The organism is Cognatishimia coralii (assembly GCF_037478305.1).
Lineage (GTDB): Bacteria > Pseudomonadota > Alphaproteobacteria > Rhodobacterales > Rhodobacteraceae > Cognatishimia > Cognatishimia coralii.
Window position 1 is genome coordinate 53,525 of record NZ_JBBGAZ010000007.1, and the last position, 22,539, is coordinate 76,063.

General features: G+C 55.9%; 24 protein-coding genes. 22 read left to right on the plus strand and 2 right to left on the minus strand.

All coding sequences use genetic code 11. The annotated features are described in order from the left end of the window. Positions 1-31: 31 nt before the first annotated feature. The 13 genes from WG622_RS13020 (at position 32) to WG622_RS13080 (ending at position 12,953) form a co-directional block, all read left to right on the plus strand. Positions 32-1,063 (plus strand): carbohydrate ABC transporter permease, encoded by a 1,032-nt coding sequence (locus tag WG622_RS13020; protein WP_339404000.1) that lies wholly within the window; start codon positions 32-34, stop codon positions 1,061-1,063. An 11-nt stretch (positions 1,064-1,074) separates the two neighbouring features. Further along, entirely contained in the window at positions 1,075-1,956 is an 882-nt protein-coding gene (locus tag WG622_RS13025) for a carbohydrate ABC transporter permease (protein WP_339404001.1), read from the plus strand. Next, the gene (locus WG622_RS13030) at positions 1,956-3,434 is read left to right on the plus strand and encodes a GMC family oxidoreductase (protein WP_339404002.1); all 1,479 of its coding nucleotides are present in this window, start codon (positions 1,956-1,958) and stop codon (positions 3,432-3,434) included. Before WG622_RS13025 ends, WG622_RS13030 begins: the two co-directional genes overlap by 1 nt. A gap of 124 nt (positions 3,435-3,558) precedes the next feature. Next, complete coding sequence (locus WG622_RS13035; protein WP_209355754.1) at positions 3,559-4,095, plus strand: ester cyclase; 537 nt, start codon at positions 3,559-3,561, stop codon at positions 4,093-4,095. Then, the gene (gene hisD, locus WG622_RS13040) at positions 4,085-5,413 is read left to right on the plus strand and encodes a histidinol dehydrogenase (RefSeq protein WP_339404003.1); all 1,329 of its coding nucleotides are present in this window, start codon (positions 4,085-4,087) and stop codon (positions 5,411-5,413) included. Before WG622_RS13035 ends, hisD begins: the two co-directional genes overlap by 11 nt. A gap of 57 nt (positions 5,414-5,470) precedes the next feature. After that, complete coding sequence (locus tag WG622_RS13045) at positions 5,471-6,526, plus strand: ester cyclase (RefSeq protein ID WP_339404004.1); 1,056 nt, start codon at positions 5,471-5,473, stop codon at positions 6,524-6,526. Further along, positions 6,526-7,290 (plus strand): SDR family NAD(P)-dependent oxidoreductase, encoded by a 765-nt coding sequence (locus WG622_RS13050; protein WP_339404005.1) that lies wholly within the window; start codon positions 6,526-6,528, stop codon positions 7,288-7,290. Before WG622_RS13045 ends, WG622_RS13050 begins: the two co-directional genes overlap by 1 nt. Then, entirely contained in the window at positions 7,290-8,309 is a 1,020-nt protein-coding gene (locus WG622_RS13055) for a LacI family DNA-binding transcriptional regulator (protein WP_339404006.1), read from the plus strand. Before WG622_RS13050 ends, WG622_RS13055 begins: the two co-directional genes overlap by 1 nt. After that, positions 8,306-9,295 (plus strand): nuclear transport factor 2 family protein, encoded by a 990-nt coding sequence (locus WG622_RS13060; protein ID WP_339404007.1) that lies wholly within the window; start codon positions 8,306-8,308, stop codon positions 9,293-9,295. Before WG622_RS13055 ends, WG622_RS13060 begins: the two co-directional genes overlap by 4 nt. A 158-nt stretch (positions 9,296-9,453) precedes the next feature. Beyond that, a complete protein-coding gene (locus WG622_RS13065; RefSeq protein WP_339404008.1) occupies positions 9,454-10,422 on the plus strand; it encodes a cupin domain-containing protein in 969 nt (322 codons plus the stop codon). 22 nt (positions 10,423-10,444) lie between these two features. After that, positions 10,445-11,569, plus strand: a complete 1,125-nt coding sequence (locus WG622_RS13070) for a cobalamin-independent methionine synthase II family protein (protein ID WP_339404009.1) — start codon at positions 10,445-10,447, stop codon at positions 11,567-11,569. Beyond that, positions 11,566-12,261, plus strand: coding sequence for an alpha/beta fold hydrolase (locus WG622_RS13075; RefSeq protein WP_339404010.1), 696 nt, complete (start codon positions 11,566-11,568; stop codon positions 12,259-12,261). Before WG622_RS13070 ends, WG622_RS13075 begins: the two co-directional genes overlap by 4 nt. Next, positions 12,258-12,953: an RraA family protein gene (locus tag WG622_RS13080; RefSeq protein WP_339404011.1), complete on the plus strand. Its 696-nt coding sequence runs from the start codon at positions 12,258-12,260 to the stop codon at positions 12,951-12,953. Before WG622_RS13075 ends, WG622_RS13080 begins: the two co-directional genes overlap by 4 nt. A 155-nt stretch (positions 12,954-13,108) precedes the next feature. On the opposite strand, the gene WG622_RS13085 is transcribed toward WG622_RS13080, so the two are convergent. Next, on the minus strand, positions 13,109-14,041 hold the full coding sequence (locus WG622_RS13085; RefSeq protein WP_339404012.1) for a hydrogen peroxide-inducible genes activator: 933 nt from the start codon (positions 14,039-14,041) through the stop codon (positions 13,109-13,111). A 144-nt stretch (positions 14,042-14,185) separates the two neighbouring features. Between WG622_RS13085 and WG622_RS13090 the strand changes: the two genes are divergently transcribed. The 6 genes from WG622_RS13090 to WG622_RS13115 all read left to right on the plus strand — a co-directional run bounded on the left by WG622_RS13090 (position 14,186) and on the right by WG622_RS13115 (position 19,506). Beyond that, a complete protein-coding gene (locus WG622_RS13090) occupies positions 14,186-14,404 on the plus strand; it encodes a hypothetical protein (protein WP_339404013.1) in 219 nt (72 codons plus the stop codon). Positions 14,405-14,414: 10 nt separating this feature from the next. Beyond that, complete coding sequence (locus WG622_RS13095; RefSeq protein WP_339404014.1) at positions 14,415-15,392, plus strand: sodium-dependent bicarbonate transport family permease; 978 nt, start codon at positions 14,415-14,417, stop codon at positions 15,390-15,392. A gap of 1 nt (position 15,393) precedes the next feature. After that, complete coding sequence (locus WG622_RS13100; RefSeq protein ID WP_209355767.1) at positions 15,394-15,702, plus strand: DUF3240 family protein; 309 nt, start codon at positions 15,394-15,396, stop codon at positions 15,700-15,702. Between the two features lie 81 nt (positions 15,703-15,783). Continuing rightward, positions 15,784-16,572, plus strand: coding sequence for a sulfite exporter TauE/SafE family protein (locus tag WG622_RS13105; protein ID WP_339404015.1), 789 nt, complete (start codon positions 15,784-15,786; stop codon positions 16,570-16,572). A 214-nt stretch (positions 16,573-16,786) separates the two neighbouring features. Beyond that, a complete protein-coding gene (locus tag WG622_RS13110; RefSeq protein WP_339404016.1) occupies positions 16,787-18,076 on the plus strand; it encodes an aminotransferase class III-fold pyridoxal phosphate-dependent enzyme in 1,290 nt (429 codons plus the stop codon). Beyond that, positions 18,073-19,506 carry an amidase gene (locus tag WG622_RS13115; RefSeq protein ID WP_339404017.1) on the plus strand — a complete coding sequence of 478 codons (1,434 nt, stop codon included), beginning with the start codon at positions 18,073-18,075 and terminating at the stop codon, positions 19,504-19,506. Before WG622_RS13110 ends, WG622_RS13115 begins: the two co-directional genes overlap by 4 nt. Positions 19,507-19,632: 126 nt before the next feature. Here WG622_RS13115 and WG622_RS13120 read toward each other — a convergent pair whose 3' ends face one another. Further along, on the minus strand, positions 19,633-20,514 hold the full coding sequence (locus WG622_RS13120; protein ID WP_339404018.1) for a LysR family transcriptional regulator: 882 nt from the start codon (positions 20,512-20,514) through the stop codon (positions 19,633-19,635). A gap of 124 nt (positions 20,515-20,638) precedes the next feature. Here WG622_RS13120 and WG622_RS13125 point away from each other — a divergent pair, with 124 nt between their 5' ends. Genes WG622_RS13125 through WG622_RS13135 form a run of 3 tightly spaced genes read left to right on the plus strand, consistent with a single transcriptional unit; the run spans position 20,639 to position 22,534 of the window. Continuing rightward, a complete protein-coding gene (locus WG622_RS13125) occupies positions 20,639-21,232 on the plus strand; it encodes an NADPH-dependent F420 reductase (RefSeq protein ID WP_339404019.1) in 594 nt (197 codons plus the stop codon). Continuing rightward, entirely contained in the window at positions 21,229-21,783 is a 555-nt protein-coding gene (locus WG622_RS13130; RefSeq protein WP_339404020.1) for an antibiotic biosynthesis monooxygenase, read from the plus strand. Before WG622_RS13125 ends, WG622_RS13130 begins: the two co-directional genes overlap by 4 nt. Before the next feature lie 13 nt (positions 21,784-21,796). Further along, positions 21,797-22,534, plus strand: a complete 738-nt coding sequence (locus tag WG622_RS13135) for a type 1 glutamine amidotransferase domain-containing protein (RefSeq protein WP_339404021.1) — start codon at positions 21,797-21,799, stop codon at positions 22,532-22,534. Positions 22,535-22,539 lie beyond the last annotated feature (5 nt).

Genomic DNA, 22,539 nt, shown 5'->3' on the forward strand with positions numbered 1-22,539 from the left:
TGATTTCTGACATGCCAAAAAGGTCTAGGACATGAAACACCGCACGTTCTTTTGGTTCATTCTGCCGACGCTCTCGGCCATGATCCTGTTTATCGCGTTGCCGATTGTTTCGGTCTTTATCCAATCGCTTTTCGTTGAGCACGAGCAGGTGCTTGTTGTCTCCGAAAGCTGCGGGCCTTTTGGCTGTAACCAAACCACATCGATTGACGCAGAGGCCACCGCAGCGCTGCGCGAAGAGAAACCCTTGGGTCGCTTTAACGGCCTCAGCACATATTTTGACCGGTCCCACTTGGCATCCGCCGAAGTAGCCGAGATCTGGCGCGAGTCGACTGGTGTTGCCTCTTTTGTCAATGGATTGATGGATCTGAAGTTCTATCGCGCTCTGATCTTTACTCTGACCTACACCTTCACTGTAACCCCAGCGGTTCTGATCCTGGGGCTGGCAATCGCGGTTGGCGTGAACAACCTCCCACGTGCCTTCCGCGGTGTCGCGATCTTTATCTCGCTGTTGCCGTTCCTTGTGGCGACAGTCGTTGGCTCGATGATCCTGTCGTGGATGCTGGACGGCGAAGGTATTATTGGCGCGACGCTGCAGAACATCTTTAATGACCCGAGTTTGACGATCAAATCGTCGACCCCGCTGATGTGGATCGCGCTGATCGTCTACGGGATCTGGCACACGCTGCCCTTTAGCTTCATCACCTTTTATGCGGGGCTGCAAACCGTGTCCAAAGACACGCTTGAGGCCGCGCAGATTGATGGGGCTAACAAGTGGCAATCCATGATCCACGTCGTCGTGCCGCATCTCATGCCGCTGGTGTCCTTCGTGACCCTGATGCTGTTGATGGACAACTTCCGCGTCTTTGAACCGATCGTCAGCTTTAACGCCGAGGCCCACGCCCAATCGCTGAGTATCTTCATCTGGAGCGATCTGCGCGAAGCAGGCAACCCGCTTTATGCATCGGCAGGCGCGACCTCGATCCTGACGATCATCGGCGTCGCTATCCTTCTCACACCTGTGTTGATCCGCACATGGCGCGACTTCAACGCTAAGTCTCATTAAGGGAACGCATCATGGCAACTCAGGCACAAAACCGTCTTACACCGTTCAAGATCGTTTCTTATGCGCTGGTGATCACCTGGCTCGTGATTGCGGCTTTCCCTTTCCTTTGGACCTTCTGGGGCAGCTTTAAGGTTCAGGGCGACTTTTTCTCTAAGGCGGACTGGACCAACGCGCTTTATGGTGTCTTCACCACCCGCGAGACCGGTGGCGCCTTCACCGGCAACGGGTATTATGGCGCATGGGTTCAGGAATCCTTCTGGCGCAACGTTCTGAACACAATGGTCATCGTGTTCTTTACGGTGATTATCTCGCTGACGTTCGGCACACTTGGTGGCTATGCTTTGGCGCGCTCTGGTTTCCGCTATGCGTTCTGGATCTTGATGGCCGCGCTGATCTTCCGTGCGATGCCGCATATCACGCTGGTCTCGGGCTATATGCTCCCGTTCTTTGAATGGAATATTTGGGGGCTTAAGGGCACGGCTATTATTGTGCTCGTGGCGATCAACCAACCGTTCACATTGTGGATGCTGCACAGTTTCTTCAAGAACATCCCCAAAGATATGGACGAAAGCGCCATGGTTGACGGTTGCACCCGGTTCCAAGCCTTCCGTCATGTGATCGTGCCGGTGATGTGGCCGGGCGTGATCACCACTGGTCTGTTCAGCTTCTTGCTCGCCTATAACGACTATGCGGTGACCTCGATGCTGCTCAGCAAACCGAATGAGACCATGGTACCTGCCGTTGCAAGCTTCCTTGGCTCGGTTCAGGTGCAGGGCAACATCATGTTCGCAGTCGCAGCCGTTGTGTCGGCGACCGCACCTCTCTTTGTGCTGATCCTGTTCTTCCAACGCCAGATTGTCAGCGGCCTGACCGCGGGGGCTGTCAAAGGCTGATGAAGGACTTCCTTGTCATAGGTGCCGGTTCGGCGGGCTGTGTTCTGGCCGCCGAATTGGTGCGACGAGGGGCTGGGTCGGTGCTCTTGCTCGAGGCGGGGCCAAGTGATCGCCATCCTCTGGTTCAAACCCCGATGGGGCTAATTTGGGTCATGGGCAGCAAGCGGGATTGGTGTTTTACATCCACTCCGCAAAAGGCCGCTGGAAACCGCGAAATCAAAGTGCCACGCGGGCGGATGGTCGGCGGGTCTGGATCGATCAACTCGATGGTCTGGTTCCGTGGCCGTCGGGATGATTTCGACAATTGGAACGTCCCGGGTTGGAGCTATGAAGAGGTCGCGCCTGCGTTTGAAGCAGTTGAGGCCGCACTAAAACCAAGCCGTCTTGCGACACCGCATCCTTTGACGACGGGGCTTTCATCAGTTTTCCCAGAAACACCCCCAACGCCCGAGACCGAAAGCTCTGGTGTGTTTGCCTATAACTTGGTCGGCGGCCGCAGAAACTCGGCAGCGCGTGCAATGAATCTTGGCAAGTTGGTCGAGCTGCGCACGGATGCCCATGTGGATCGCTTGCTCTGGGACGGAGACAAAGCCGTAGGTGCCGTCCTTGTCGACGGTAGCGAAATCCGTGTGTCAAAGGGCGTTGTCCTAAGCGCTGGATCGGTTGCGTCCCCGGGTATTCTGATGCGGTCGGGTGTTGGCCCCAAGGGCGATCTTGAAAAACTTGGTATCGACTGCCGCGAAGGAGCGCCCGAGGTCGGTGAGAATTTGCACGACCATCCGGGTGTTGGGTTGCATTTCGAAGGAGCGGGTTCGGGATATGGGCTAGAAGCGGCGCAGTGGCTCAATTGGGCATTGGCTCCGTTTAAGTATGCGCTGTCGCGCACAGGCCCCTTTGCGTCTCCAACCGTTGAGGGCGGCATGTTTTTCAATGCCCGCGGCGTAGATCAAGCTCCTGACGTGCAAAGCCATTTCATTCCGTTCCATTTGGCCCACATGGGTCCCCGGTTTCAAAAGAAGTCCGGATATTTCGCTGATGTGTGCCTGTGTCGCCCGAAATCGCGTGGACGGTTTAGTCTTGCGTCCAAGGATCCAAAAGCCGCGCCTCTGATCGATCTTGGGTTGCTCAAAGACCCTGATGATCTTGAGACGCTGGCTGCCGGGCTCGAGAGGCTTCGCGGCTTATTGCAGGCGGCGGATTTCGGCACTCGACGCGCGCCGGAGGTTTATCCCAGCGCAGCTGTCAAAGGGGACGCACTGAAAGAGCACATCCGCGCGAACTGTGGCACGGCCTATCATCCGGTCGGCACCTTGCGTTTGGGCGGGCCGGTTTCAGAACGGCTGTCCGTTAGAGGCGTTGAAAACCTTTGGGTGGCCGATGCCAGCATTATGCCGTCCGTCACATCAGCAAACACCAATGCGCCCAGCATGATGATCGGCTGGAAAGGCGCAGAATTTATCGCGGAGGACGCCGCATGAGCTCTTCCGCCCGCAACAGCGCCATGACGCGTCATCCGGCTCTGAACAGGATGCCGAGGGACTTTATTAAGAGCGGCTCTGCGCCTTCTTTTTTCCCTCAAAGCACACTGAAAGGAGACCTCAGATGAAAGGTTCTCGCCCCGAGCAAGCGGTTCTGTCCCGCGACACAGACATGAGCAAGACCGATGAAACCCGTGCCGTGATCGAAGGCATGGTGGATGGTCTGAACGATCACCGGATCGACGATATTGGCCAGTTCTTTAGCGACGGGTTTCGCTGGATGGGCAACCAGGGCTGCGGCACCAAATTGGGTCTGAAAGCCTTTCAAGACAATTGGCAACGCCCGTTCCAGGCAGCCTTTAGTGACAAGGTCTGTATCGATGAAGCCCGCCTCTACATGGGCGAATGGGCAGCGGCCTTTGGGCGCCAAGAAGCAACCCATTCGGGCGAATTCCTCGGGATCGCGCCGACCGGGAAACGTGTTGAAATCCGCTACATGGATTTCTGGAAAGTCGTCGACGGCAAGATCGTCGACAATTGGGTGAATGTGGATTTCGCCCATGTGGCCGCGCAGTTGGGCGTTGATGTGTTCGACGGCGAAGGCTGGGAAAAATTCGATGGGGTCTCCCCACAAAATGAAGGTGAAAGTCATGGCAATTGAGTATCTGAAACGCGGAAAACCCGAAGCGGATCGAGCCGAGGACGACGCGAAAACAGCAGCGATTGTTGCGGCAACGCTGAAAGACATCGAGCAACGCGGTGACACGGCTGTGCGAGAGCTGGCCAATAAGTTCGACAATTTTGATCGCGAAAGCTATCGGCTGTCAGACGACGAAATTCAGGCGATCATCGCCAAGGTCAGCCCCGAAGACATGGCCGACATTAAATTCGCGCAGGAACAGGTGCGCAATTTTGCGCAAGCGCAGCGGGATTCGATGCTGGATATCGAAGTGGAAACGCTGCCCGGTGTGATTTTGGGTCACAAGAACATCCCTGTGCAGTCCGTCGGCTGCTATGTGCCCGGTGGCAAATTCCCGATGGTTGCCTCTGCACATATGTCCGTTGCCACCGCATCAGTGGCAGGCGTGCCACGTATCATCGCCTGCACACCGCCCTTTAACGGAGAGCCGAACCCCGCCGTGATTGCTGCGATGCATCTTGGCGGCGCGCATGAAATCTATGTGCTGGGTGGCATCCAAGCGGTCGGCGCGATGGCGATTGGCACTGAAAGTATTGATCCTGTGCACCTGCTTGTGGGCCCGGGCAACGCATTTGTCGCCGAAGCGAAGCGGCAGCTTTTCGGTCGGGTCGGTATCGACCTCTTCGCTGGTCCGACCGAAACCATGGTTATCGCCGATGAAACCGTCGACGCAGAGCTTTGTGCCACAGATTTGTTGGGACAGGCCGAGCACGGCTATAACTCGCCCGCTGTCCTGCTTACGAATTCGCGCAAACTGGCCGAGGATACCCTCAGCGAAATTGATCGGCTTCTGACAATCTTGCCAACCGCCAGCACCGCCTCTGTGAGCTGGGAGGACTATGGCGAGGTCATCGTGTGTGACACCTATGATGAAATGCTCGAAGTGGCTAACGACATAGCGTCTGAACACGTGCAGGTCATGACCGATCGCGATGATTGGTTCCTTGAGAATATGACCTGCTATGGCGCGTTGTTCCTTGGTCCACGTACCAATGTGTCCAATGGCGATAAGGTCATTGGCACGAACCACACGCTGCCCACCAAGAAAGCGGGCCGCTACACCGGTGGTCTTTGGGTCGGTAAGTTCCTGAAAACGCATAGCTATCAGAAGGTTCTGACCGATGAGGCCGCGACGATGATCGGGGAATATGGCTCTCGGTTGTGTATGCTAGAGGGCTTTGTCGGCCACGCTGAACAATGCAACGTCCGCGTGCGGCGCTATGGGGGTGTGAATGTGCCCTATGGCACGGGTGCACCACGCCGGATGGCCGCGGAATAGCCAAGACTGAGTGTGACGCGCCCCTAAGGGCGCTGTCGCAAGACCAATGAGACAAGAATGAACGACGTACACACAACCAACAAAGCCCTGATCGCGCCCCTGCGCGAAGCGATGTACAACTTTGACGAAGAGGGCGTTCGAGCAGCCCTGCGCGCCCTGATTGCCGAAGACGCAATCATCCACATGCCCTATCCGCTGGATGACATGACAGGCCCCGATGCCTTTTATTACACCTGCTACGCGCCACTTTTTCAGTCCATGCCGGATCTGGAACGCCGGGACTGGATCGTCATGGGTGGGCTGACCGCCGATCACGAAGAGGATTGGATTGGCTGTGGTGGCCACTACATCGGCACGTTCGTTGCGCCTTGGCTGGACATCCCACCGACGGGGCATCTGGCCCATATGCGCTTTCACGAATTTTTCCGTTTCGTTGACGGCAAAGTCGTTGAAGTTCAGGCGCTTTGGGATATTCCCGAGCTGATGATGCAAGCCGGGGCCTGGCCCATGGCGCCTTCGCTCGGCCTTGAATTCTGCATTCCGGGACCAGCAACTCTGGATGGCATTGTCGAAGGTCCGTGGGACAAGGAACGGTCTACCGCCTCCTGCAATCATGTCATCGACATGCTGGAACATCTAAAAAAGCACCCCTCGCAGGGCGGGCCCGAAGTGATGGAGATGGAAAAGTTCTGGCACCCAAAGATGAACTGGTACGGACCCGCGGGTATCGGAACGGGGCGGGGTATTGCTGGTTTTCGCAACTGGCACCAGATCCCGTTTTTGAACGCGATGCCCGACCGCGGTTTTGAGCGCCACAAAATCACCTATCACTTCTTCGGAGACGCCGACTACATTGCCGTGACCGGTTGGCCGAATATGATCCAGACCGTGACACACGATGGCTGGATGGGGATCGCGCCCGCAGGCAAAAAGATCACGATGAAGTCCTTGGATTTCTGGAGGATCGAGGACGGGCTGATCCGTGAAAACTGGGTTATGGTCGATCTATTGGACGCATATCGCCAACTTGGTGTGGATGTTCTGGCGCGCATGCGAGAGTTCAATAAAGTACGTGTGCAAGGGAGCATTCCGTTCCCGGTAGGAGACATCTGATGACATTGCCACGTACGCCAACTTTTAACCTGAAGGGCAAACGCGCGCTCGTGACGGGGGCGTCTTCGGGGATTGGCTTGGCTTGCGCGACGGCTTTGGCCGAATATGGGGCCGAAGTGACTTTGGCCGCGCGGTCTGGTGATAAACTGCGAGAGATCGCGGGCCAGATGTCGGAGCAAGGGTGGGATGTACAGACCTTGCCTGTCGACGTCTCGGATGTCACGGCCACGACCGCCGCTGTCACGCAGGCGGGGCCTTTTGATATTCTTGTGAATTCTGCAGGCCTTGCGCGCCATAGCGCCGCTTTGGAAACCACGGAAGAGGACTTTGACGCAGTCGCTGACCTGAATTTCAAAGGCGCATATTTTCTGACAAAGGCCGTTGCGCAAGGTCTGGTCGACGCCGGGCGGGGCGGGTCGTTGATTAATATCTCAAGCCAAATGGCGAAAGTCGGGGGCATTGATCGCGCGGTCTATGCGGCGACGAAGCACGCTGTCGAAGGCTTTACCAAATCGATGGCGATTGAATGGGGCCCCAAGGGTATCCGCATTAACACAATCTGCCCGACGTTCATCGTCACGCCTCTGACCAAACAGACCTTTGATCGCCCCGAGCGACGGGCCTGGGTCGAAGAAAAGATCAAGCTCGGTCGCATCGGAGAGGTTGAAGACATCATGGGTGCGGTCGTATTCCTCGCCTCTGATGCAAGCGCGCTTATCACAGGATCCGCCTTGCTGATTGATGGAGGTTGGACCGCAGATTAATGACAGTCGTTAAGATCACATCCGCAGAAGTCGCAGAACGCGCCGGGGTCAGCCAGTCGGCTGTCAGCCGCGTGTTTACACCTGGCGCTTCAGCCTCGCGCAAGACCGCTGAAAAGGTGCGCAAGGCGGCGATGGAACTTGGCTATCGACCAAATGCTCTGGCGCGCGCGATGGTCTCGGGCAAGTCGCGGATTATTGGTCTTGTGGTCGCCTATCTGGAAAACCAGTTTTATCCGGATGTGCTGGAAAAGCTGTCCAATGCGCTGCAGGCCGAAGGCTATCACGTGCTGATCTTTATGGCCTCGCAGACAGCGGGGAACATAGAAGGCGTGGTGGATGAAATCCTTGATTATCAAGTGGATGGGATCATCGCGGCCTCTGTGGCCATGACGTCGGACCTTAGCGAAAGATGCCGCGCAGCGGGCGTGCCGATGGTCCTTTTCAACCGCTCGCAAGACACGCCGCATATGTCTGCAGTCACAAGTGACAACATCGCCGGAGGCCGCAAGGTTGCTGAATTCCTGATCGCCGGAGGACACCAGAAAATCGGCTATATCGCCGGTTGGGAAGGGGCCTCGACCCAAAGAGACCGCGAGGCCGGATTTACCCAAGGTCTAAAGGATGCGGGCACCACGTTGCACAAGCGGGGCGTCGGCAACTTCGGCATGGAAGACGCCCGCGCTGCAACGCTTGAGATGTTCTCAGAGGACGCGCCTGATGCGGTCTTTGTCGCCAACGACCATATGGCGATGGCCGTCATGGACACGCTGCGGTTTGAACTGGGCCTTAAAGTGCCCGAAGATGTGTCGGTTGTCGGTTACGACGACGTGCCAACCGCGGCTTGGCCGGCCTATGGCCTGACGACGGTGCGCCAGCCTGCAAACCGTATGGTGGCGGAGACAGTCGACATACTTCTAAGCAAAATCAACGATATAGACGTAAATCCGCGCAAGGTGGAAATTGACGGGCCGCTGGTCCTGCGCAAATCGGCCCGCGTGCCAGAAGGATGGACAGAATGAAGGGGTTCTCAAACCGTTTCGTAGACTTCCCCGATTACATCATCGGGATCACCAAAGAGATCTGGGAAGATCGCGGCATCGCTACGCTGCATGAATACTATGCGCCCGATATTGTCGTTAGGTCTCCGGCCTCTGTTGTGGTCGGCAATCAGAATGTCATCGGCGCGACCATGGCGACTTTGGCGGAATTTCCGGATCGCACACTGTTTGGCGAAGACGTGATCTGGTCGGGCACACCGGAAGAAGGCATGCTCTCTTCGCACCGCCTGCATTCCACCGCGACCCATGCCAAACCCGGTGTTTACGGGGCTCCGACGGGCAAAAAACTGCACTACCGAATTCTCGCGGATTGCCACGCGATCAACAACCAGATCAACGATGAGTGGCTGATCCGGGACCAAGGCGCGATTGTGCGTCAACTTGGCTGGGATCCCAAGGATTACGCCCGTGATCTGATCGCGCGTGAAGGTGGGCCTGAGAATTGCGTTCAGCCCTACACGCAGGCAAATGAGGTCGATGGGCCGTACAAGGGCAAAGGCAATGACAACGAATGGGGTCAACGTCTTGCCGATATCCTCACGCGGATGATGAATGCGGACTTCACTGTCATCCCAAAAGAATACGACCGCGCCGCAAACTTGGAATATCCGGGCGGCGTTCAGGCACTGTCGTTCGACGGAGCGGACGAATTCTGGATGGGGCTGCGCGCGAGCTTCCCGAATGCGGAATTCAAAGTGCAGCACGTCATTGGCCGCGACGATCCGAACATGCCGCCCCGCGCCGCAGTACGTTGGACGCTAAGCGGCAAGCACGACGGCTGGGGGTCTTTTGGCACACCTACGGGCAAGGATGTCTTTGTCCTTGGCATCACGCAGGCCGAATTTGGCGAACTTATCGCTGGTGATATCAAGCTGCGTCGCGAATGGACGTTGTTTGATGAGACTTCGGTCTGGAAACAGATCCTCCTGCAAACTGGAGACTTATAAGTGATCGATTGCGGCACATATCGGTTGGACAGCAGTCAAACGCTGTGCCGCTTTCACATTCACCGTTCGTCGCTACGTGCGCGGCGGCTCAATCCTCATCCTCCAGGGTGGGCGTGTCTCGCACACGCAACCCACGGAAATTCAAGAGGAAATACGAAATGACACCCCAAGACATGGAAGTCCGCATCGTTCGATATGGCGACCTGAAACCCTGTAAGACTGCCTTTATCGACGCACATACGCCCGGCAGTGATCAGAAAGAAAACTTCACGATCATCGGCGGCGGCGTCAGCGAAAGCCCCGACCAGCACGTTCACATCACAACGCCCCATGGGTTTAACATCGGCGCGGCAGGGCAGCCACCAAAGTGCCGCAACTCTTTGCACGATCACCGCACGGCTGAAGTATTCTTTGTGCTCTCAGGCCGCTGGCGGTTCTTTTGGGGGCGCTGGGGCGATGCGGGCGAAGTCACTCTGGAGCCCGGCGATATCTTCAACATTCCAACCGGCATTTTCCGAGGTTTTGAGAACATCGGCACCGACTATGGGATGATCATGGCAATCCTCGGCGGTAATGATGCCGGCGGCGGTGTCATGTGGGCCCCTCAGGTGATCGAGGACGCCGCCGACCATGGGTTGATCCTCGCTGAAACCGGCAAGCTCTATGACACCAAAAAAGGCGAAGCACTGCCCGACGGCGTCAAACCGATGCCTTTGCTGACGGCCGAAGAACTCGCCTTGCGACCCGAGCCCACCACGGCCGACGTTTTGCCCAACCATGTCGCGCGTTATTTGGACATGATGGCCTATTCCGACAAATCGCCCTGCAAAGTCATCGGGGAAACCGGCCTTTTGAAGGATAAGCCCGGGTTTGAAGTCGACTTCATTTCGCGCGCTTCCGCCAGCGATCAAATGCACAGCCACGACAAGCCGTCGGTCTTGATGCCGGTCAAAGGCCATTGGCGCGTGGATTGGGACGGCGGCACGACAACGCTCGCGCCGGGCGACACTATGTCGATCCCAGAAGGTCTGTCACACCGGGCAACGCCTTCGATGACCGGCGAAGCCGCGCTCTATCACATCATTGCAACCGACGATCCCGCAGGTCTGACCTGGACTGGACACTGACGCCAAAAGGAGAGGCCTCGCCATGACCAAGATTTTGACGACCCATGTCGGCTCTTTGCCACGCACCCAAGACGTCGTGGATTTCATTTTCGCCCGTGAACACGGCAAAGACTATGACCAAGACGCCTTTGATGCCTGCATGGCGGCAGCGGTGGACGACACCGTGCGGAAGCAGTTTGCGGCGGGCGTCGATATCGTAAGTGATGGCGAGACCTCAAAGATTTCATACGCGACCTATGTGAAAGACCGTTACACAGGCTTTGACGGCGATAGCCCGCGCAATGCGCCTGCGGACCTCAAGCAATTCCCGAGCTTTCTCAAACGGTTGGCGGATGATGGCGGCACACCGCAATATGCGCGCCCCATGTGTGTTGGAGAGGTGAAATCCAAGGGGCAGGGAGAGCTTCAGAAGGATATCACAAACCTCAAATACGCGATGGCGGAACATGGGGTTGAACGCGGCTTTATGAATGCGGCCTCGCCCGGGGTGATCTCGCTGTTTTTGCAAAACGATCACTACGCCACGCGCGAGGCCTATCTGGCGGCGCTCGCCGATGCCATGAAAGAGGAATATGAAACCATCGTCGGTGCAGGCTTGGACTTGCAGCTCGACTGCCCCGATCTCGCTTTGTCGCGGCACATGCTGTTCAATGATTTGTCTGACGACGAATTCCTCAAGATCGCCGCATCCCATGTCGAAGCCCTAAACCACGCGCTGCAAGACGTGCCGGCCGAAAAGGTGCGCGTTCACATCTGTTGGGGCAACTACGAAGGGCCACACGTCTGCGATATCCCCATGTCCAAGATGTTTGATACGCTGATGTCGACGAAATCGCGCTATGTGTTGTTTGAAACTTCAAACCCGCGACACGGCCACGAATGGAGCGTCTTCCGCGACCGCAAAGCCGATATTCCAGAGGATAAGGTTCTCGTGCCAGGTGTGGTCGATACGACGACGAACTTCGTAGAACACCCCGAGCTTGTGGCCGAGCGCGTCTCGCGCTTTGTCGACATCGTTGGGGCAGATCGCGTGATTGCGGGGTCCGATTGCGGGTTCGGCACCTTTGCGGGCTTTGGAGCTGTCGATCCTGATATTGCCTATGCCAAGCTCGGATCCCTTTCAAAAGGCGCAGCTTTGGCGGGATGACACCGCTTGTTCTGATCCCAGGCATGATGTGCGACGCGCGGCTTTTCGGGCCACAAGTTGACGCGTTTTCAAAGGATTACCATCTGATCTTCGCGTCGATCACGGAAGAGGCCAGCGTCACAAAACTGGCAGAGCGCGTCCTCAGCCAATCGCCCGAGCATTTCGCCGTTGCTGGCCTCTCGATGGGGGGGATCGTCGCGATGGAGATGCTGCGGATCGCGCCAGAGCGGATCGAGCGAATTGCACTGATGGACACAAATCCGATGGCTGAAACGGAACAGGTCAAAGCTGGTCGTATCCCCCAGATGATGGCCGTGCGTGAAGGGCGGCTTGCATCTGTGATGCGGGACGAGATGAAACCCAAATACCTCGCGCCCGGGCCCGGTCGTAAGGACGTTCTGGATCTTTGCATGAAAATGGCACTGGACATAGGACCACATGCATTCCTGCGCCAATCCCGCGCCTTGATGGATCGCCCCGATCAATCTGAAACCCTGCGCGGCAGCACTGTTCCGTCCCTGATCCTTTGTGGTCGCTACGACAAACTCTGCCCAATCACCCGGCATGAATATATGGCCTCTTTGATGCCGCATGCCGCCTTTGAAGTCATAGAGGACGCGGGCCACCTGCCCACGCTCGAAAACCCTAACGCAACAAACCAAGCGCTGGCGCGCTGGCTGGAGGCTGCATGAACGACGATCTTTTGACCCTTTTGAAACAAGTGGATACGCCAACAGTTTGCAACGCGATTGAGGTGGTCGAAGGCAAGCGCGGCTTTGACCAATTCACCCGTGGCACCATGCTGTCCAGCGCTCCAGAAGAGGGGGCGATTGTCGGGTATGCACGGACGGCCAAGATCTCGGCCATCGCTCCGCCATCCGAGGCGCCAGAGGTCATCAAAGCACGGCGCATGGACTACTACCGCCACATGGCCAGTGGTCCGAGACCGGCGATTGCCGTGGTCGAAGATGTCGATGGCGCCGATGCTATCGGCGCCTATTGGGGCGAAATCAATACCACAATCCACAAAGGCTTTGGCCTAAACGGTGCGCTGACAAATGGCGTCATGCGGGACTTGGGTGATCTGCCAGAAGGCTTTCCTGTGATCGCGGGGTCGATTGGTCCGAGCCATGGTTTCGTTCACGTCAAGGAAATCGCGACTCCTGTTACGATTTTCGGCCTCACGATCAATGATGGTGACTTCGTTCACGCAGATCGTCACGGAGCACTTGTTGTCCCTTCACAGCATATGGGCCAGTTGGAGGCTGGCGTGCGTAAACTTTTGGAGACCGAGCGGATTATACTTGATGCCGCGAAAGGTAGCGACTTCGATTTCGCGAAATTTGAAGAGGCGTGGGCAAAGTTCGAAGCGTCCAGAACTTAAAGGCGGTCCAATTCGGTTTCTCGGGTACGCTACCTGTGCCAGCAACTGCGAACCGAATTGGTGAAAATTGTAATGCAGCTTAACGTGCGTAGGCGCTGCAGAAATTTCGGTCGATCAATCGGTCGGACTATGCGCGAATGCTCTTGCGCTTCCAACTATTCCGCTTTTAGCTGTTGCGCAAAATGCTGCTGTGACACCTCTTTCACGATCTCTGTGAGCCGCTCCAAAGTGGTCCCGTGAGGCGATTGTTTGCGCCATACCATCCCGATGGAGCGCGTCAGCCTATTGTTGCGGAAGGGCAAAACTGTCACGTCATTTGCGGATTTGCCAACTTCCGATTTCACATAAAGTGCAGGCAAAAACGCAACGCCCATATCTAGGGAAACCATGTGCCGGATCGCATCCAAACTTGTGCCTTCGTACTCTGAACGAAGATGCGCTCCTAGTTCGTCACACAATAACGCAATTTGGTTGTGCAACGTATAGGCCGTAGAGAGGCTGAGCACATCCAGGTCGCCAATATCGGCATCCTGTACCTCCGGCTTTTGGGCCAATGCATGATCGCGCGCAACAGCGAGCATCAGCGGCTCTCGGAACAGGCGACGAACCGAAACGTCGGCAGAGCGAAATGGCAATTGCGTAAGGATAAAGTCATGGCGGCCCTGAAGCAGTTCTTCTTTGAGGATAGCGGGTGCTGCGTCCCTGACGAGCACTTTCAGAGCTGGGTACTCTTTGTGAATTCGGCGCATAACCTGCGGCAGGAAGTAAGGCCCAAGCGTCGGTGTCGATCCAAGTCGCAATGTGCCACTTATACCTTCCTTTGCGCCATGTGCAGAGGTCCTGAGGCTTTCGACGTGGTCCAGAATGATGCGTGACTGTTCCAGCACATCTCTGCCGCCGGGTGTCAGAATAGCACCGCGCTTGCCACGCTCGACCAGTTCCAATCCAAGAGCCGCCTCAAGCCCGACAATCTGTTGACTCAAGGATGGCTGGCTCACACCGACCAACTCGGCGGCTTTGCGGTAGTGACTGGTGTCAGCCAAGGCAACAAAATAACGCAATTGGCGAAGCGTAACGTCAGGGTTCATGCCGGGCCTCCAAAATCTCGATGTTAATATAGGTTTTTCCTATCAAACTTTCACCCTTCAGTGGATTTATTCTTATGTCGTTTCGGGCGATATCGCCGTTCAGCAACGATACTTCCCGGAATTTAAGGGGTTTAGGTGACCATAATGACCGCCATGCAAAATCCGCTTCGTGACCGCGTCCACGAACTCCAGATCTTTGTTTCCCTTGTGGATCAAAGGCTTGAGCAAGAGCGGAGCAAACCGCACCCAAGCCTTGAATTGATTCAAAGGCTTGAGCAGGGTCGAGAAGACCTTATCGACACTCTGTCGGAGGCTCAGGCCTGGTCTCAGCACGACAGCCATTCCGGACCTTCTGCGGCATAGACCTCAAGATATGACTGAAATCCTTTCTTTGGCAGGTAGCAACCTGGCCTCTCCGATCATCTTGTGTTTCGCTCTTGGTCTCGCGGCCGCCCTCGCAAGATCGGATCTGTCCATTCCAGAGGCCGTCGCCAAAGGGATGTCGATCTACCTATTGTTTGCCATTGGTTTCAAAGGAGGCGCATCTGTCGCGTCTCATGGAATAGACGGCACCCTGTTGAAGGCACTTGCGGCCGGAATATTCCTGTCATTTAGCCTTCCGTTCATCGCTTTTGCGGTTTTGAGAACCATTACAGGAATGTCTCGATTAGATGCGGCCGCGGTTGCGGCCCACTATGGCTCGATCAGCATCGTGACCTTTGTTGCCGCGACATCCATTCTGGAAGGGCGAGGTATTCCGTCTGAAGGCTATATGGTGGCGGTGGCGGCCGCGATGGAAGCCCCTGCGATCCTTTCGGCGTTATGGCTCGTTGCGCGCAGTGACACGGGCGGGCAGATGGAGCCGGGACTTCTACGGGAAATTCTGCTCAATGGTTCTATTGTCCTTTTGGTCGGTAGTTTCGCAATAGGCACGGTGACTGGTGAACAAGGGCTTGCCGAGATCGCGCCATTCATTGTGGCACCTTTCAAAGGCGTATTGTGCCTGTTCCTTCTGGACATGGGTTTGGTCGCTGGACGTGGGTTGCGCCAATCAAAAGGGGCGCTGGGCAGCAGTGCCGTTGTTTTCGGCGTCACAATGCCCGTGATGGGTGCAGCAATTGGCTTGGGCCTTGGCGCCATGATTGGCCTTTCAATGGGAGGTGTGGTTTTGCTGATGGTTCTCGCAGCATCTGCGTCGTATATAGCAGTGCCCGCAGCCATGCGTGTGGCCTTGCCCGAAGCCAATCCTTCTGTCTACCTGACTTTGTCTTTGGGCGTGACGTTCCCATTTAACTTGACGCTCGGCATCCCCCTTTATGTCGCGCTTGCCACGATGTTCATTGGAGGCTGACATGCAAATGCACTCGGCGAAACGCGTTGAAATTGTAATCGAAAGGCCTCTGGAGAGCCGCCTGACCGATGCACTGAACGAAGCCGGTGTGACCGGCTATACCATTGTGCCTGTGCGTGGCGGATCTGGGCGTTCCGGCCCTTGGACGCGCGAGGGGCAAGTCGGACGCGCAGGCATGGTGATGATCGTCTGCCTTATTCGCCCTGACCGACTCGACAGTCTGCTGGAGGCCGCCTTCGCGGTGGTAGAGCGTCACATCGGTGTTGTTTCAGTCACCGATGCGCAGGTCCTACGTGCAGAAAGGTTTTGAGTGACGACCGCAGCTTGAAGTCCATTCCAAAATAATGACAATGCTCAGCTTAGCTGGGCATTTGTTTTGGGCGAAATGTCTATGCCCAAAAAGTTAGGAATGCCCGTGGACCTGGGTCAGATACTTAATTTGCAGGCCGAAACTCTGGTTATTGCACTAGCGGCAATTCTACTTGCTGGATTTGTCAAAGGAACAACTGGCGTTGGTGCCCCAGTTGTAGGGGTCCCGATTTTAACCGCGCTCTTTGACATAGCTTTCGCCGTAGCGATCTTCTCCATCTTGAACCTGCTTTCCAATATTTGGCACACGATCGCGTTCAGAGACAAAGTGCCCAATAAGTCCTTTGTTCTCCGGTTCGCATTCGCCGGAGCTTTGGGCGCAATACTCGGGTCGTTGCTATTGGCTTCTTTGCCTGACGCACCGTTGATGCTGACCATGTCTGGCGTCGTATTGTTCTATGTCGGCTTCAAACTGACCAAGCCCAATTGGAAGCTATCCCGCGAAGCAGGAGATCGCTTGGTTATACCGGCCGGGTTGCTAGGTGGTCTGTTGCAAGGGGCAGGGGGGCTGTCTGCGCCAGCATCAATTACCTTCTTGAGTGCCCTGAAACTCCCAAGACCCGAGTTTATTGGAACTATTTCGGCCTTCTTTTGCATAATGTCGTTGTTTCAAATCCCCACACTCGCTGTCTTGAATATTCTTAAACTCGAGCACGTGTTGTATTGCGGGTTAGCGCTTTTGCCATTTGGCTTGGCTATTTGGGCCGGTGAAAAAGTCTCGCGATTTGTATCGGGTCGATTGTTTGACCGGTCTATCCTCTTATTACTCTTCGCTGTGGCTGTGCTGCTTATTTCGAGATCCATAGCGTAAATCTGATCCACCCATTTGCTTAGAATGCGGAAGAACAAAACTAGCGAACAAGCGACCGAAGACGGAAGATACGGTTTCCATACACCGATAAGTAAGTCCGGTCTTGAAACGGCTGTTTTGTCTTAAGCAGCCTATCCAAATGAAGCGGTTTTTTAAATTTGACTGAGTTTCGCGCTCGTATCATCTTGAGGTGAAACGACGTGTGGAGGCTCGCTTGGCTCAGATATTTCCGTTTACGGATCCGGTCGCGGTCGAAACCACGCCGCCGACACAATTTGTGCGCGGAAACGGCGTGAGAGTCGTCGATGCCGATGGCAAATCCTACATTGATGCCGTGTCTGCGCTTTGGTGCGCCTCGCTTGGTTTTTCCCCTGAAAGGTTGACCCGTGCGATGGCGGATCAAATGGGTAAACTTGCCTATTACCATTCGTTCATGGGACGAACGCCCGAGGTTGCAGATCAATTGGCGGCTCGCCTTATCGCGCGTTTGCCAGGTATGGAAAGGGTGTTTTTTGGAACATCCGGATCCGAGGCCGTCGAAACAGCATCGAAATTTGTCCGCTACTATTGGAACGCCAAAGATCGCCCACAGAAAAAACGGATCATATCGCGGGAAGGCGCATATCACGGATCGGGTCAAATGAGCGCGGCATTGACCGGCTTAACCTATTGTCATGACGGGTTCGATCTGCCGTTGGATGCGGTCTTGCGCACGGGGCGGCCCCATTACCTGCGGGATGCAGAACCCGGCGAGAGCGAGGCCGACTTTTCCAAGCGCCGCGCGCGTGAGCTTGATGCTTTGATCACTGCTGCTGATCCTGAAACGGTTGGTGCGTTCATCGGCGAGCCAGCGATGGGAGCGGGCGGAGTTATCCTGCCCCCAGATGGATATTGGGCCGAAATTCAAAACGTTCTGGCCAAACACGATGTTCTGCTTATCGCTGATGAGATCATTTGCGGGTTCGGGCGGACTGGAGAATGGTTCGCTTGCGAAACCTACGATATCCGTCCCGACATGATGACACTGGCCAAGCAACTCACGGCCTCGGTCTTTCCGATGTCAGCCGTTGCGGTGTCTGGAAAAGTCTATGAAGCGATAGAGGCGCTAGCAGGTAAAAACGGCACTTTGGGCCATGGGGTCACTTACGGGGGCCATCCGGTAGGGGCAGCAGTCGCACTGGAATGTCTCGACATTTATGAAGAGATGGATTTACCCGCTCACGTCGGGCGATTAGGCAATTTGATCGCAGATGGGTTGGCGCGATTGCGAGACGCGCCTGGTGTTTTGGATGTCCGTCATAGTGGCATGTTGGCCGCCGTCGAATTCAACACCGACGCGCTTGCTCGTGCTGTAGGCGAGGAAGCTGAACGCATGGGCGTCTTCTTCCGAATTATAGGCTCGGTTTTGGCAATCGCGCCACCGTATATATGTACCGATGCGGACATCGAAGAAATTACCTCTGTCATGAGGAAGGCGGTTGAGGCCCAAGCGGTACCGCAATGACGCAACTGGCCTATCTTTCTGCCTCGGAAATTTTGACGGCCTATAGGCAACGAACATTGTCGCCGGTCGAGGTGGTGGATGCTGTTATAGCGCGGTCGAGGCAAACTGAGCCGGATGTAAATGCGCTGACCTATACCTATTTCGATCAGGCGCGCGATGCGGCCCGCGAGGCCGAAAAACGATATATGGGCAAAAGTGCTCATAGCCCATCTCCTCTTGATGGCATCTGCGTCGCAGTGAAGGATTCCGGCCATATTGCGGGGCAACCAACGTCGGCGGGCTCACTTCTATCCCAGGACATTGCACAGCCCGCAACCTCACCTATCAACCAACGGGTGCTCCAGGCGGGCGGAATTGTGCATGCGCGCAGCGCGACCCCCGAATATTCCTGCGCCGCAGTGACTTGGTCAAAACGCTGGGGGATCACGCGCAATCCGTGGAACCTAAACATGACGCCCGGCGGGTCATCGGGCGGGGCTGCGGCTGCGCTTGCCGCGGGCTCGGCCACCTTGGCAACCGGATCTGACATCGCTGGATCGATCAGAATCCCAGCCGCATGTTGTGGAGTCGTCGGCTACAAGCCACCGCGTGGGAGAAACCCTGTCGATGCGCCGTTTAATCTGGATCCCTATTGTCACACTGGTCCGATGGCGCGCACCGTTGCGGACGCCTTGTTGTTTCAAAACGTTCTGTCAGGTCCCCATGCTGAAGACCCCACAACGCTGCCCTATCAGCGGATTGCGCCAGACGATGCCAGTATCAAAGGCCTTCGTATAGCGGTCTCTTCAGACCTCGGATTTTTTCCAGTCGATCCAGAGGTCGTGGCGTCTCTGGACAAAGCAATCCAGCTGTTCACCGATCTGGGCGCACAGGTTGAGGAGGTCGTTCTACCATGGAAGGCAGGCGTGCTGGACGCCACGCTGACCCATCTCCGGCATATTTTCGGGACATCGATTGCGCCAGACACCGCACAGGATTGGGAAAAACTTACACCCTACGCCCGATCCTTTGCACAAGCCGGTTTGGAGGTAACTCCCAAAGACTATTTTGCAGCACTGACAACAGCCGGCGCGGCAGCTCAGAGTTTTGGCGCAGTCATGTCGCAGTATGATCTTTTCATATGTCCGACGACAACTGTCCCAGCAGTCGCTGCCGACTTCGATCCAGGTTCCCAGAGTTTGCAGATCGCAGGCCAAACTGTCGACCCAATGCTGGGCTGGGTCATGACGTCACCGTTCAACATGCTAAGCACACATCCGGTGTTGTCCGTGCCGGTGTCACAGGCGGAAAATCAAGTGCCAATTGCAATCCAAATCGTCGGACGACCATTCGATGAAGCCACCGTTTTCCAGGCTGCTTTGGCGTTTGAAGCTGAACGTGGGCATTGGTTTGTCGATGACGCGCCGCAACCGTTCTTGCCACACCCATAGCACTCACAAGCCAAACCTGAGATGCCTGAGATCAGTTGAGAGAAACGAATAAAGTCAGTGCCTTACCAACACGCCATAAATTTCCTAGAAAGGGTACTTGGTAAAGGCATCTCGCGCCTTCGCGCATCACATTTGAGCCGCATCATTTGCGATTTCTGACAAAGCTGAGATGGCCCACTGGTGCATGGGATTGTTCGAGTTGCGCTCATGATGCATGGCGGAAACGGTGAATGGACGGATTTCGATAGGCGGTGGACATGACACGAGCTGGTAGCGTCCTGCTTGGGTCGCAACCAGCCGGCTCGGCATCGTCGCGATCAAGTCCGTCGTGGCGACGATGGAGAGCGCTGGCAAGAATTGCGGCACCGCCGTTGTCACCTGTCGCATACTTCCGAATTTTTCCAACGCGTCATCGACGATCCCTCTGTGATCGCCGCGGGGAGAAACGATGAGGTGCTCTGCACGGACATAAGCCTCAAGGGTCATCTGGGCCTGCGCAAGCGGATGCCCCTGACGCAACACGACACTGTAGCTTTCTTCATATAGCTTTACCTGCTTGATGCTGCGCGGCAGACTCCAGGCAAAGCCCAGTGCGAGGTCTATGTCACCTTGCTCCAAAGCGTCTACTGCTGGTCGGCGGCCTAGGGGTAGGATGCTGACGCGCATGCCCGGCGCATCCGAGCGAACAACCTGAAGAAAACGCGGAACGAGCGTTGTCATCTCATTGTCAAATGCTCCTAAGCGTAAGGTCTCAGTAGATGACGCCGGATCAAAAATCACGGGTGCGCTTATTGCCTGCGACAATGTTTCGACAACGCTGCGGATCTTTGGTTCCAGCCCAAGTGCGACTGCGGTTGGCTCCATGCCCTTAGGAGTGCGTAGGAAAAGTGGATCACCAAAGGTTTCGCGCAAACGTTTGATCGAATGGCTGATCGAAGACTGTGTCAAGCCCATGTGCTCGGCGACATCAGAGGCTTTCCGCAGCCGCATCAGGTTGGTGAAAACCAACAGGACCGTCAGATCTAACCTGCGCAATTCGATTTCATCGATATTCACATTTAATCCAATTCGTTTTCATTTAAGTTTTGATCTCTCTATCTCTCGATCAACGTCAAGGCAATGGAGAGATGTCATGCGGATTGGGATTATCGGGAAGGGACGAGTTGGTTCCGCGTTGGCCGTAGGTTGGCGAGCTGCTGGCCACGAGGTTCAGCTCGGCGGGCGCGAGACCTCGCCCAACGCATCAGAAATAGCAAACTGGGCCGATGTCGTAGTGCTAGCGGTGCCATTTGCAGCGCTTGAGAGCATCGCACAGACGATTATCGCTGCAGACAAGCCAGTGATCGATTGCACAAACCCCATCGCCATGGGTCCAGACGGCATGGGGCTGGCGATAGGACACACGACTTCGGGGGCCGAGCAGTTGCAAGCGAAATTGCCGGGCGCGCACGTTGTCAAGACGCTCAATCAGGTGGGCGCCGAGGTGATGGCTGATACCACTGGTTTCGCCCACGCTCCGGTGCAGTTCCTGGCGGGTGACAATGAGGCCGCCAAAAAGGTTGTTGCATCCTTGCTTGTCGATCTGGGGTTCGAGCCACTGGATGCAGGTGGGCTTTCCAAAGCGCGGCTGCTTGAACCATTCGCCCTCACTTGGATCAATCAAGCCATTGCACAGAAACATGGGCGTGATTGGGCCTTTGGTGCAATGCCGAGGACTGTCAAATGAGCGAACCAGTCACCATCGTCGTGCGTCGCCGCGTCAAGGCAGGTTCAGAGCAAGTCTACGAAGATTGGCTGAACCGACTGACGTCAGAGGCACAAGCGTTGCAAGGCTATCTTGGAGCGCAGTTTCAAAAACCCTCAAACACTGGCGCGCCTTACACAAGCGTGTTCCGTTTCGCGAGCCTAGAGGCGCTGGAGGCATTTGAGCGTTCTGAAATGCGGGCGCGTTACCTTGATGAGATTGCTGCCCATGTGGCGGCAGACGCGGCGTGGGATCGGACCACTGGGCTTGAGGTTTGGTTTGAAGCGCCAAAGGGAACGGTTGTCGCGCAACCGTCTCCGCATCGTATGGCGCTGGTTTTGATCGTGGTCGTGTTTGTGCTGGTTTTGCTGCTGAATCTGGCGCTTAGCCCAGTGATTGGCAACTTGCCGCTGGCCCTTCGCCTTCTGGTCACGGTGATCCTTCAGGTCATCCTCATGACCTATTTCATCATGCCGCGCGTCACGCGTCTCTTGGCGCGCTGGATTTTTCCTTCAACTAAAACAGCAATCTAGAAAGGCAATGACCATGTCTGCATCTATTGACACACTTGGAACCAAACGCGTTCTCATGATCGTCGCGAACCCTGGCACCTCGCCGACCACCGGCTGGCCTGTGGGCTTCTGGTGGGCAGAAGTCACGCACCCATATTGGACATTTACGGAAGCTGGCTACGAGGTCGAGATTGTTTCCCCAAAAGGAGGGGATCTGATGGCCGACGGATTTTCAGATCCTGAAGACGACAGCCAATACTCTGCCCATGACATCATCTCGTTGGGGTTCAAAAAATCGGCGACCCACAGCGCTTTGCTCGAGGGGACCAAGCCAATCGCCGAGGCCTCATTGGACGATTACGATGCAGTCTTCGTGGCGGGCGGCCAATCTCCGATGGTGACCATGATTGATGATGAGGAACTGCACGCCTTCATTGCCAAGGCCTATGAGGCGGGCAAGGTTATCAGCATCGTTTGCCACGGCACGTCAATCCTGCTCAAGACGCGGCTTTCTAACGGGGATCTCCTTGTGAAAGGAAAGACGTGGACGGGCTTTGCCGACGCTGAGGAGCAATTCGCCGACGACTTCGTAGGTCAAAAGATCCAGCCATTTTGGATCGAGGAGGAGGCGCGCAAACTCGAGGACACAAATTTTGTGGTTCAGTCAGTGTTCAAACCTTTTGCGGTTCGGGACGGCAACCTCATCACGGGTCAACAGCAATTCTCTGGTGCTGCGGCGGCGGAATTGGTTGTGGAAACGCTCGGGCGTTAGATTTT

What these genes read in the sequence shown, in the direction of transcription:
- WG622_RS13045 (WP_339404004.1), top strand. Translation starts at nt 5,471, where the DNA reads ATGAACGACGTACACACAACCAACAAAGCCCTGATCGCGCCCCTGCGC.
- WG622_RS13115 (WP_339404017.1), top strand. Translation starts at nt 18,073, where the DNA reads ATGACGCAACTGGCCTATCTTTCTGCCTCGGAAATTTTGACGGCCTAT.
- WG622_RS13130 (WP_339404020.1), top strand. Translation starts at nt 21,229, where the DNA reads ATGAGCGAACCAGTCACCATCGTCGTGCGTCGCCGCGTCAAGGCAGGT.
- WG622_RS13100 (WP_209355767.1), top strand. Translation starts at nt 15,394, where the DNA reads ATGCAAATGCACTCGGCGAAACGCGTTGAAATTGTAATCGAAAGGCCT.
- WG622_RS13020 (WP_339404000.1), top strand. Translation starts at nt 32, where the DNA reads ATGAAACACCGCACGTTCTTTTGGTTCATTCTGCCGACGCTCTCGGCC.
- WG622_RS13035 (WP_209355754.1), top strand. Translation starts at nt 3,559, where the DNA reads ATGAAAGGTTCTCGCCCCGAGCAAGCGGTTCTGTCCCGCGACACAGAC.
- WG622_RS13095 (WP_339404014.1), top strand. Translation starts at nt 14,415, where the DNA reads ATGACTGAAATCCTTTCTTTGGCAGGTAGCAACCTGGCCTCTCCGATC.
- WG622_RS13135 (WP_339404021.1), top strand. Translation starts at nt 21,797, where the DNA reads ATGTCTGCATCTATTGACACACTTGGAACCAAACGCGTTCTCATGATC.
- WG622_RS13055 (WP_339404006.1), top strand. Translation starts at nt 7,290, where the DNA reads ATGACAGTCGTTAAGATCACATCCGCAGAAGTCGCAGAACGCGCCGGG.
- WG622_RS13080 (WP_339404011.1), top strand. Translation starts at nt 12,258, where the DNA reads ATGAACGACGATCTTTTGACCCTTTTGAAACAAGTGGATACGCCAACA.
- WG622_RS13105 (WP_339404015.1), top strand. Translation starts at nt 15,784, where the DNA reads ATGCCCAAAAAGTTAGGAATGCCCGTGGACCTGGGTCAGATACTTAAT.
- WG622_RS13065 (WP_339404008.1), top strand. Translation starts at nt 9,454, where the DNA reads ATGACACCCCAAGACATGGAAGTCCGCATCGTTCGATATGGCGACCTG.
- WG622_RS13125 (WP_339404019.1), top strand. Translation starts at nt 20,639, where the DNA reads ATGCGGATTGGGATTATCGGGAAGGGACGAGTTGGTTCCGCGTTGGCC.
- WG622_RS13050 (WP_339404005.1), top strand. Translation starts at nt 6,526, where the DNA reads ATGACATTGCCACGTACGCCAACTTTTAACCTGAAGGGCAAACGCGCG.
- WG622_RS13030 (WP_339404002.1), top strand. Translation starts at nt 1,956, where the DNA reads ATGAAGGACTTCCTTGTCATAGGTGCCGGTTCGGCGGGCTGTGTTCTG.
- WG622_RS13060 (WP_339404007.1), top strand. Translation starts at nt 8,306, where the DNA reads ATGAAGGGGTTCTCAAACCGTTTCGTAGACTTCCCCGATTACATCATC.
- WG622_RS13085 (WP_339404012.1), bottom strand. Translation starts at nt 14,041, where the DNA reads ATGAACCCTGACGTTACGCTTCGCCAATTGCGTTATTTTGTTGCCTTG.
- hisD (WP_339404003.1), top strand. Translation starts at nt 4,085, where the DNA reads ATGGCAATTGAGTATCTGAAACGCGGAAAACCCGAAGCGGATCGAGCC.
- WG622_RS13090 (WP_339404013.1), top strand. Translation starts at nt 14,186, where the DNA reads ATGACCGCCATGCAAAATCCGCTTCGTGACCGCGTCCACGAACTCCAG.
- WG622_RS13025 (WP_339404001.1), top strand. Translation starts at nt 1,075, where the DNA reads ATGGCAACTCAGGCACAAAACCGTCTTACACCGTTCAAGATCGTTTCT.
- WG622_RS13075 (WP_339404010.1), top strand. Translation starts at nt 11,566, where the DNA reads ATGACACCGCTTGTTCTGATCCCAGGCATGATGTGCGACGCGCGGCTT.
- WG622_RS13070 (WP_339404009.1), top strand. Translation starts at nt 10,445, where the DNA reads ATGACCAAGATTTTGACGACCCATGTCGGCTCTTTGCCACGCACCCAA.